Source organism: Microbacterium sp. NPDC086615 (assembly GCF_040686055.1).
Classification (GTDB): domain Bacteria; phylum Actinomycetota; class Actinomycetes; order Actinomycetales; family Microbacteriaceae; genus Microbacterium.
The window spans coordinates 30,368-39,590 of sequence record NZ_JBFBJJ010000016.1; the positions used below are offsets into that span (position 1 = coordinate 30,368).

The 9,223-nt window shown below is 69.1% G+C and carries 10 protein-coding genes; 3 read left to right on the forward strand and 7 right to left on the reverse strand.

Annotated elements, in window-relative coordinates:
* Window positions 1–152: 152 nt before the first annotated feature.
* From pcaC to AB0O24_RS14940, 4 genes are read right to left on the reverse strand one after another with little or no spacing between them, the layout of a single operon-like run.
* Window positions 153–542, reverse strand: a complete 390-nt coding sequence (gene pcaC / locus AB0O24_RS14925) for a 4-carboxymuconolactone decarboxylase (protein ID WP_363375944.1) — start codon at window positions 540–542, stop codon at window positions 153–155.
* Window positions 539–1,462 carry an NAD(P)-dependent oxidoreductase gene (locus AB0O24_RS14930; RefSeq protein ID WP_363375947.1) on the reverse strand — a complete coding sequence of 308 codons (924 nt, stop codon included), beginning with the start codon at window positions 1,460–1,462 and terminating at the stop codon, window positions 539–541. The genes pcaC and AB0O24_RS14930 overlap by 4 nt, the downstream gene beginning before the upstream one ends.
* Entirely contained in the window at window positions 1,462–2,901 is a 1,440-nt protein-coding gene (locus AB0O24_RS14935) for an aldehyde dehydrogenase family protein (RefSeq protein ID WP_363375950.1), read from the reverse strand. The genes AB0O24_RS14930 and AB0O24_RS14935 overlap by 1 nt, the downstream gene beginning before the upstream one ends.
* A 14-nt stretch (window positions 2,902–2,915) precedes the next feature.
* Entirely contained in the window at window positions 2,916–3,983 is a 1,068-nt protein-coding gene (locus AB0O24_RS14940; RefSeq protein WP_363375952.1) for a zinc-binding dehydrogenase, read from the reverse strand.
* Between the two features lie 178 nt (window positions 3,984–4,161).
* Here AB0O24_RS14940 and AB0O24_RS14945 point away from each other — a divergent pair, with 178 nt between their 5' ends.
* The 3 genes from AB0O24_RS14945 to AB0O24_RS14955 all read left to right on the forward strand — a co-directional run bounded on the left by AB0O24_RS14945 (window position 4,162) and on the right by AB0O24_RS14955 (window position 6,187).
* Entirely contained in the window at window positions 4,162–4,857 is a 696-nt protein-coding gene (locus AB0O24_RS14945) for a GntR family transcriptional regulator (RefSeq protein ID WP_363375954.1), read from the forward strand.
* A gap of 120 nt (window positions 4,858–4,977) precedes the next feature.
* A complete protein-coding gene (locus AB0O24_RS14950; protein ID WP_363375957.1) occupies window positions 4,978–5,796 on the forward strand; it encodes an N-acyl homoserine lactonase family protein in 819 nt (272 codons plus the stop codon).
* A gap of 1 nt (window position 5,797) precedes the next feature.
* Window positions 5,798–6,187, forward strand: a complete 390-nt coding sequence (locus AB0O24_RS14955) for a zinc ribbon domain-containing protein (RefSeq protein WP_363375959.1) — start codon at window positions 5,798–5,800, stop codon at window positions 6,185–6,187.
* A gap of 85 nt (window positions 6,188–6,272) precedes the next feature.
* On the opposite strand, the gene AB0O24_RS14960 is transcribed toward AB0O24_RS14955, so the two are convergent.
* The 3 genes from AB0O24_RS14960 to AB0O24_RS14970 form a co-directional block, all read right to left on the reverse strand.
* The gene (locus AB0O24_RS14960) at window positions 6,273–7,103 is read right to left on the reverse strand and encodes an SDR family oxidoreductase (RefSeq protein WP_363375961.1); all 831 of its coding nucleotides are present in this window, start codon (window positions 7,101–7,103) and stop codon (window positions 6,273–6,275) included.
* A 1-nt stretch (window position 7,104) separates the two neighbouring features.
* Window positions 7,105–8,310 carry a serine hydrolase domain-containing protein gene (locus tag AB0O24_RS14965; RefSeq protein WP_363375963.1) on the reverse strand — a complete coding sequence of 402 codons (1,206 nt, stop codon included), beginning with the start codon at window positions 8,308–8,310 and terminating at the stop codon, window positions 7,105–7,107.
* Between the two features lie 64 nt (window positions 8,311–8,374).
* Window positions 8,375–9,154, reverse strand: coding sequence for an SDR family NAD(P)-dependent oxidoreductase (locus AB0O24_RS14970; RefSeq protein WP_363375964.1), 780 nt, complete (start codon window positions 9,152–9,154; stop codon window positions 8,375–8,377).
* Between the last annotated feature and the right edge of the window lie 69 nt (window positions 9,155–9,223).

The window sequence follows — 9,223 nt, forward strand, 5'->3', positions numbered from 1 at the left end:
CGCGACCTCGACGCCCCCGGGTCCGCGCACGCGGGTCCGCCTGACCGCGCTGTCTCGACGGCATCCTTCGGCCCGCGCGCGTCGGTACGCGGTGTCCGCCTTCCCCGGAGCGCGCCAAGGTGCGCGGCGTCTCCGGGGAAGGCGCGGTCCGCTCAGCCGGTCGTTTCTCGGTCCATCTGGGCGAAGACGTCCTTCGCGACGCGGAAGCTCTCCAGTGCGGCGGGAACGCCGCAGTAGATCGCGGTCTGCAGGAAGACCTCTTTAATCTCGTCGCGAGAGACGCCGTTGTTGATCGCCCCGCGCACGTGGGTGGCGAGTTCGTGCGAGCGATTCAACGCCGTGAGCATCGCGAGGTTGATGAGGCTGCGGTCGGTCCGGGGCAGTCCGGGCCGGGTCCACACGTCTCCCCAGCAGTACTGCGTCACGAGTTCTTGCATGTCCTGGGTGAAGTCGTCTGCCTTGGAGAGGGCCGCGTCGACGTACTCGTCGCCGAGGACCGCGCGGCGGACCGCCAATCCCTGGTCGAAAAGATGCTTGTTCATAAGAGGTCCTTCTTGTCGGTGGTGCCGAGCGCGACGCCGTTGACGGATTCGAGATATTGCGCGATCTGGGATTGGTCGGCGGCCGCTCCGTCGAACGACGCCAGGGCGGCGCGCGCGACCTCGACGGCGCTGTCGGATACGGGGATGGCGACCCCGACGCTCTCCGCCAGCCGTTGGGCGGTGGTGACGTCTTTCACCGTCAGACCGAGCGAGAAGCCGACGTTCCACTCGCGGTCGAGCACCTGGGGTCCGATCTTCACCTCGGTGGCGTGATTGCGTCCGGTCGAGTGATTGATGACGTCGAGCATCACCCGGGGGTCGAGGCCGAACTTGGTTCCGACGCTGAGCACCTCGATGGCACCGACGATGCCGATGACCGACAGCAGATTGTTCAACGCCTTCACCGCGTGAGCCGAGCCGACCGGTCCCGTCCGGGTCATGCTCGAGCCCAGCGCCCCGAGCAGCGGTCGCACCCGGTCCCACGCGGCATCGTCGGGAACGCCGACCATGATGGCCAGCTCACCCGTCGCGGCGCGGCGCGGCCCTCCCGAGACCGGGGCGTCGATCAGGGTCACCCCGCGAGTGGCGAGGTCGTCGGCATGGCCGCGTGTGGCATCGGGCCGGGACGAGCCCATGTCGACGACGAGAGCACCGGGGGCCAGTCGGGATGCCATCGACTCGGCGTCGTCGGCGGTGCCGAGGACGGATGCCACGATGTCGCTGTTCGGCAGCATCAGAACGACCACTTCGCTGCGGCCGAGGTCGGAGTCGGCGGCGACGCGCGCCCCCGTCTCGGCGGCGACGCGGGCCGCGACGTCGGGTGCGGCGTCGGAGACGGCGACGTTGTGTCCCGCCGACACCAGGCGGGCGACCATCGGCGCGCCCATCGTCCCGAGGCCGATGAAGGTGATCTGCGTCATCAGTACACCGCCACGACGGTCTTGAGGTGCGAGTAGTGCAGCATCGCCTCGATGCCCTTCTCTCGCCCATAACCGCTGTTCTTGTGTCCGCCGAACGGGGTCTGGACGGCGCCCGTGGACCAGGTGTTGATGAACACCTGCCCCGCTTCGATGCTGTCCGCCACGCGGAACGCGCGTCCGATGTCTCGGGTGAACACACCGGCGATGAGACCGAACTCTGAGTCGTTGGCGAGGCGGATGGCGTCGGCCTCGTCGTCGAATGGGATGGTCACCAGGACCGGGCCGAAGATCTCCTCCTGCGCGATGCGCGAGCTGTTGTCGACGTCGCTGTAGATGGTCGGCTTGACGTAGAACCCACCCGCCAGCGCGGGGTCGTCGGTCACGCTGCCACCGATCACCGCCGTCGCCCCCTCCTCGTGGGCGATCTGGAAGTACTCCTGCACCTGGGCGAACTGCGTCCGGGTGATGAGGGGGCCGATGTCCTCTCCCTCGCGGAGTTCGCCCGCGAGAGCCGCCACTCGCGCGACGAACGCATCGTGCACCGGCCTCTCGACGAGCAGGCGCGTCCCCGCGGAGCACACCTGGCCGGCGTTGGCCGAGAAGGCGCGAACCGCCTCCCGCGCCGCCACGTCGAGGTCGGCGTCGGCGAAGACGACGTTGGCCGATTTCCCGCCGAGCTCGAGGGTGAGGGGGATGATGCGTTCGGCGGCGATCCGGCCGATCGTGCGCCCCGTCTGCACCGAGCCGGTGAACGCCACCTTGCGCACCGCCGGATGGCTCACGATGGCCGTCCCGACGACCGAACCCGATCCGAGGACGACGTTCAGAACGCCCGGCGGAAGACCGGCCTCGGCCGACAGCCGAGCGAGGAGCATCGTGGTCTGGGAGGAGGTCTCGGCCGGCTTCAGGATGACGACGTTTCCGGTGACCAGAGCGGGAGCGACGGCGCGCGCGGCCTGGTTCAGCGGAACGTTCCACGGGGTGATGATGCCGATCACCCCGTACGGTTCGCGGCGCGTGTAGATGTGCTGTCCCGGCTCGACGTCGAGGACGTCGCCGACGGGGAGGTTCACCAGCCCCGCGTAGAACTCGAAGTAGGCCGCCGAGTTCTCCACCTCCGCGAGGGCGGTACGACGGGGTTTGCCGGTGTCCTCGATCTCGAGGTCGGCGAACGTCTCCGCATGCTCGCGGATCGCGTCCGCGATGCGGCGGAGGATGCGGCCGCGCTCGGGTGCCGAGAAGCGACGCCAACCGGGGAAGGCCCGGGTGGCGGCCGCGGCGGCGGCATCGACGTCGGTGGGGTCACCGCCGGCGATGCGCACGGTCGGGCCGCCGGTCGCGGGGTTCGTTCCGGAGCTGTACGTGCCGGATGCGGGTGAGGCGGAGGCGCCGTCGATCCAGTGATCGAGGACGGCGGCGGCGGCGGTTTCGGTGTTCATTGTCGTTTCCCGCCTCAGCCGGCGATCGTGATGACGGCGCGAGTGACCTCGCGGTTCAGAGACTTCTCGAGCGCGAGTTCGATCTCATCGAACGAGAACTCCGCGTCGACGAGGTCGTCGAGGGGGTACTTCGAACCGTGCTCGACGAGGAAGGTCAGGGCCTTCCAGAGGTAACGCGCCTCGTATCGATCGACGTGCCGGATGGTGAGCGACTTGCGGGTCACGTACCCGGGGTCGAAGGGGACGGTGGCTCCGGGGGAGAGGTTGCCCATCACGAGGTAGCGCCCGCCGCGACGAACGAGGCGAAGCCCCTCGGCGAATGCCGCCGGCACCCCCGCGACCTCGATGCCGACGTCGGCCCCGCGCCCGCCGGTGAGCTTGGCCACGGCGCGTTCGCGATCTTCGAGCGAGGGCAGGTCGTTGATGTCGATGACGTGGTCCGCACCGAACGCGCGGGCCTGCGCGAGGCGCGCGGGCACGGCGTCCACCACGATGACGCGGGCGCCGCGCTCTTTCGCGACGGCGATCGCGTAGAGCCCCAGGCCGCCGGCTCCCTGGATGAGCACGGTCTCGTCCTGCTGGACTTGGATCTGATCGATCCCGTAGAACACTTGGCTCAGGGCGCAGTTCGCGCCGGCGGCGACGGCATCCGGGATCTCGTCCGGCACCTTGTAGACGTTCTGCAATGGGTGGACGTAGTAGTGCGTGGCGAAGGCGGCGTGGAAGTGGGGTGCCTCCTCGGGCTGACGCCCGAAGAACTGGTACGCGTTGTCGCAGAGGTTGTATTGGCCGCCGAGACACTGGGGGCACCGCTGGCAGGTCTGGAAGTACGTGCACACGATCCGGTCTCCGACCGCCAGCGGCACGCCACGGTTGTCGGTGGTGCGCCGGTCGCCGAAGGCGACGACGCGCAGCACCATCTCATGACCCAGGCCGCCGCGCTTCTTGACGGGGTGCTTGCCGTTCCAGATGTGCAGTTCGGAGCCGCAGACGTTGGCGCGGAGGACTTCGACGAGGATGCCGTCGGGCCCCGGTTCCGGGAGGGGGTAGTCGGCGTACGCGAGCGCTCGGGGCTCGGTCATGTACGCCAGGCGACCGTTGGTGGGTGTATCCGCTCGCGCGTGCACAGGCTATCTCCCTTGATAGTGGTGATCGACGGACCCATCGTATTGACTGACCGATTGTCCGTCAATCGGTCGTATCGCTTTCCTTCTCCGAGCTCTGCCCGTAGACTCGACGAAATGAGAGGACTGATCGATCGTGCCCAAAAGCGTTGATCTGAGACTCGCTCGCGAAGAGACGTCGCTGCGCTTGCTGCTCGTCAACCGCCTCCGCGACCTCATCCTGGACGGGGATCTGCATCCCGGTCAGAAGCTCGTCGAACGCGACCTGACCGAGTTGTTCGGGGTGAGCCGTTCCCTGCTGCGTGAGGCGTTGCAGCAGTTGCAGGCCGAGGGGCTCATCGTCAACGTGCTGCACCGCGGTCCGTCGGTGGCGGTGATCACCGAGCACGAAGCGCGCGAGATCTACGCCGTCCGAGCTCTCCTGGAGAGCCGCGCGGGCCGGGACTTCGTCGAGAACGCCGCCGACGCGCACGTCGAGGCGTTGTCCGCCGCCGTCGCCGCGCTCCGCGATCCCGATGTCCAGGGCGATGCCCATCGCCAGCTCGTCGCGAAGAACGAGTTCTACGCGGCCCTGCTCGAAGGCGGCGGAAACGCGACCATCGCGCAGCTGCTGAAGCAGCTGAATAACCGTGTGACGATGCTCCGTCGCGTCTCGCTCTCGCAGCCGGGCCGCCTGTCGGAGACGACGAAGGAGCTCGAAGAGATCGTCGAGGCAGCGCGCGCCCGTGACGGTGACCTGATCGCCTCCCTGCTGTCCGCCCACGTCGATCGGGCGGCAGCCCTGGCTCTCGCGCATTACGACCTGGCGCCCGGAGGCGCGGCGGAGAGCTGAGGAATCCCTCGTCGCTCTTGCGCGATAGCCGAGGGAGGTGAGGCGGATCGTCCGATTGAATTTTCGACAGTTTGTCATACAATTTTCTCGATCGTATTCGCTCAAGGAAGGCACACCGTTGTGACTGACGAGATGAAGGTCCACATCCTCCGGACTGGCACGCTGCAGGGCGAGCTGGCGTGGTTGCTGCTGAAGGCCGGGACCACCCTGATGGACAAGAATCACCGATATGAGCCCCGCGTGTGGGCGAACATGCCCACCCACGCCGTCCTCATCGAGCACCCCGAGGGGCGCATCCTCTGGGACACGGGCGTCCCGCGCAACTGGGAGACCCAGTGGGAGCCCGCCGGCTTCCAGGACTACTTCCCCGTCGCCGAAGACGTCGACGCGCCGGAGGGCTGGTTGGACTCCGGCCTGGCGTCGCTCGAACTGACCCCCGACGACATCGACGTGCTCGTGCTCTCGCACCTGCACTACGACCACGTCGGGAACGCGCGCATGTTCGACAACGGCAAGACGCGCATCATCGCGAACAACGACGAGATCGCGGGCGTCAAGACGCTGAGCGGAATCGTCAACGGCGCTCACCTCATGAGCGAGTTCGAAGGGCTCCCCATCCACGGAACGCCGGGCGACGAGGAGCTGGTGCCGGGGGTGCACCTGATCAACACCCCGGGACACACCTGGGGAACGATGTCGTTGCAGATCGATCTGCCGAACGACGGCACGAAGATCTTCACGTCGGACGCGCTCTACCTCTCGGAGAGCTACGGTCCGCCGGCGGTGGGGTCGGCCATCGTGTGGGACAACGTCAAGTGGCTCGAGTCGGTCGAGAAGATCCGCTCGATCGCCGACCGGACCGGGGCGGAGCTCATCTTCGGACACGACGACCATCAGTTGCCCTCCCTGCGGACGGCACCGAACGGCTTCTACTACTGACGTGCTGCGCTACGACTATCGGTGCGCCGACTGCGGCGAGAGATTCGAGCTCAGCGTGCCGTCGATGAGCTCGCCCACGCCGCACTGCCCGTCGTGTGACGCCGACGCGCTGGTCAAGCTGGTGACAGCGGTCCGCATCGGCGGGGCCGCGACGTCGGGTCCCTCGCGCAGCCTGATGCCGCGCAGCTGGGAGGCCACGCGGGGAGGCGACAAGGACGTCGTCCGCGGATGGCGGGATGCGGCTGTCCGGCGGGAGCGTCTGGAGGAGCGGCATCCCGAGCTCGCGCCGGATCGGCGCCCCGTGCTCGCGCACGAGGGGCAATTCGCCGACAAGCCGCTGCGCGCCGGTGACCCGTGGCCGTCGGCGACACCCTCAGGGGAGACGGCCTGAGCCCTCCGGCAGGGGAGCGAACGACGATGGTGACTCGCGCGGCCGACGCCCGCGCGAGTCACCATCGGTCTGTGCGGGTCGTGCGTCAGGGGGACGCGAGGCGGGTCATCGCGAGAGCGAAGGCGTCAAGGCCCGCCGTTCCCGAGTCGACGAGGATGTCGACGCCGGTGACCGACGTGGAGGCGTCGCCGGCCAGGAAGGCGCAGACTTCCGCGACATCCTCGCCGCGGCCGATGCGTCGCAGGGGCAGCTCAGCGGATGCCTTCTCGAGGAACGTCTCCAACTCGATGCCGGCGGCCTCGGCGGCCGCCCGCGCCTCCGACAGGAGCATCGGTGTCGCAGTGGCACCGGGGCTGACACTGTTCGCGCGGATCCCGTGACGCCCATAGTCGGCCGCCATCTGGCGGGTGAACGCGATCAGTGCCGCCTTGGACGCGCTGTAGGCGGCCGTCTCGGGGAGTGAACGGTGCGCTGCCAGCGAGGCCACGTTCACGATCGAGCCGCGACCTCGTTCGATCATCCCCGGGAGGGCATGCCGGGTGAGCAGGAAGGGGCCCGTGACGTTGACGGCGAACACGCGATTCCACTCGGCGAGGGTCATCTCGGTCGTCGCCCGGTTCAGGCTCACCCCGGCGGCGTTGACGAGGATGTCGGCCGGATGACCGAAAGCCTTGCGCGTCGCGCGAACGGCAGACCGGCAACTGTCCTCGTCGGTGACGTCGGTCACGCACGCGGTGGCTGTCGGCCCGATGTCGCGGGCGACGGCGTCGAGGGCGTCGGCCGACACGTCGGCCAGGCACACCCGCGTGCCCGAGGCGGCGAGACGGCGGGCGACGGCGGCGCCGATCCCCGACGCCGCCCCGGTCACGATCGCGACCGAGGGCGGGAAGCCGGGCGAGGCAGAGGTCGGGGCCATCTCAGAGGGCCGCGCAGATCGCGAGGTCGGACAGCCGCTGGCAGCGCAGGTAGTTGTCGCTCTCTTCCATCGATCCCACCGTGAGCAGCACGAAGGTCACGTCCCGTTCGGGGTCGACCCAGAACACGGTGGAACCGGCGCCGTGATTGCCGAAAGTGCGGGGCGAGGTGAGGCTCCCGAGCATCGAGGGTGCGGCACCCAGGCCGGACAGCTGGAACCCGTACCCGAGGTTGGCCGGAGCCCAGGGCCAGCCGCGCTTTGCCGCCAGCCCCAGGTAGAGGTTGTTGGGGTCGTCCCCGGTCTGCACGCGCGTCGCGACGTCGATGATCGCGGGCGACACCAACTGCTCGCCGTCCTCGGTCCGCCCTCGGCGCCGGTACACCTCGGCGAGGCGGAAGATGTCGCGCGCCGTCGTCACCGAGCCCACCCAGGGCATCTCGGCATCGCCGTCGATCACGTCGTTGAGGACTTCCAGGTCGTGGGCCGTCAGCCAGCCCTCGTTCCCGAACATCGCGGTGATGGGGACGACCCGGTCGGCCAGGCGGGTGGGGAGTCCGAACGCGGTGTCCGTCATCCCGATGGGCGCGAGCACCTCGCGGTCCATCATCGCCGAGAAGGTCTCGTCACCGTGGACGCGTCGCGCCATCTCGCCGAGGAGGGCGTGGTTGAGGGTCGGCGAGTAGTCGACGGTGGTTCCGGGCTCCCCGGCGAGGGGCATCTCGCAGATGCGGGCGATGACCGCGGACAGGTCGCCGAGGTGCGAGTAGGGCAGGGGTTCGGGCGTGCCGTTCATCCCCGACCGGTGGCTCAGCAGGTGCGAGACCTGCACGCGGTCTTTCCCGCGGGCGAGGAAACGGTCGGTTCCGAGGTACTCCGGGATGATGTCCACCACGCGGGTGTTCAGCGCCAGCAGGCCCGCGTCGATCGCGCGGTACACCGCGGTATTGGTGAGAGCCTTCGTGACCGACAGCACCCGGAACACGTCGTCGATCGCGAGGGGGCGTGTGCCGCTGGCATCCGTCGTCCCGATCGCCGCCTCCATGACGACGTCTCCGTGCCGCCCGACCATCAGGGTCGCTCCGTGGTAGAGCCCCTTCTCGATGTCGTGCTCGATGGCCGTGCGCAGGCGCGCGAGTTGGGGGGTCGACATACCGCTGCGTGCGGATGCTCCGGTCGACGAGGTGTGGGGTGAGGTGGTGGACGTCATCGTCTGGTCCTTCGTGGGTGTGGGTGGAAGAGGAGAGGGTGTCGCGTGCGTCGACTCGCCGGCGTCAGTTCTTGGACGTGCGCAACGGGGAGTCGGCGAGGGCCCCGCCGTCGATCGGGATGACGGCACCGGTCAGGTACCCGGCGGCGTCGGAGAGGAGGAAGCAGGCGAGCTCGGCCGCTTCGCGCGGGTCGCCCATGCGGCCCAGCGGCACCTGGGCCTGGAGGGCGTCGGCCTGCGCGCCGTGGAATTCGCGCAGGGGGGCCTGGAGGGGGGTGTCGGTCAGTCCCGGGGCGATGCAGTTGACGCGGATGCCGTGGGCGGCGCCCTCGACCGCGGCGTTGCGCACCAGGCCGATCACCCCGTGCTTGGCGGCGGTGTACGCGGCCAAGCCCCGCCCGGCGGTGAGGCCCGCGAGGGAGGAGGTCACCACGATGGAGCCCGCGCGCGAGGCGCCGGTGAGGTGTCGCATCGTCTCGCGGAGTCCGAGGAACACCCCGCGGAGGTCGATGGCGATCACCCGGTCGAAGTCCGCGGCCGAGGTCTGCATGAGCGACTGGAAGGGGCCGGGAACGGCCGCGTTGAGGAACGCCCCGTCGAGGCAGCCGAAGTGACGCACGGCGTGGGCCGTCGTCTTCTCCACCTCCTGCTCGCTGCTCACATCGGCCTCGAGGGCCAGGACCTGTACGCCGAGCTCTTCCGCGACGGTGGCGAGGCGGACGGCATCGCGGTCGACGATCGCGACGCGATCGCCGCGCGCCACGAGTTGGCGGACGGTGGCTTCCCCGATACCGCTGGCACCTCCGGACACGAGGAAGGTGCGGGGAGATGTTGTCTGAGGCATGGGGCTCCGATCGCCGTTGACGAGCTGCTCAGGTGATCGACCGCGAGGCGCGCCGCACGGTGCGACGGT

Excerpts from the sequence above, each read along its gene's own strand:
- pcaC (WP_363375944.1), bottom strand. The coding sequence starts at position 542 with ATGAACAAGCATCTTTTCGACCAGGGATTGGCGGTCCGCCGCGCGGTC.
- AB0O24_RS14930 (WP_363375947.1), bottom strand. The coding sequence starts at position 1,462 with ATGACGCAGATCACCTTCATCGGCCTCGGGACGATGGGCGCGCCGATG.
- AB0O24_RS14935 (WP_363375950.1), bottom strand. The coding sequence starts at position 2,901 with ATGAACACCGAAACCGCCGCCGCCGCCGTCCTCGATCACTGGATCGAC.
- AB0O24_RS14940 (WP_363375952.1), bottom strand. The coding sequence starts at position 3,983 with ATGACCGAGCCCCGAGCGCTCGCGTACGCCGACTACCCCCTCCCGGAA.
- AB0O24_RS14960 (WP_363375961.1), bottom strand. The coding sequence starts at position 7,103 with ATGGCCCCGACCTCTGCCTCGCCCGGCTTCCCGCCCTCGGTCGCGATC.
- AB0O24_RS14965 (WP_363375963.1), bottom strand. The coding sequence starts at position 8,310 with ATGACGTCCACCACCTCACCCCACACCTCGTCGACCGGAGCATCCGCA.
- AB0O24_RS14970 (WP_363375964.1), bottom strand. The coding sequence starts at position 9,154 with ATGCCTCAGACAACATCTCCCCGCACCTTCCTCGTGTCCGGAGGTGCC.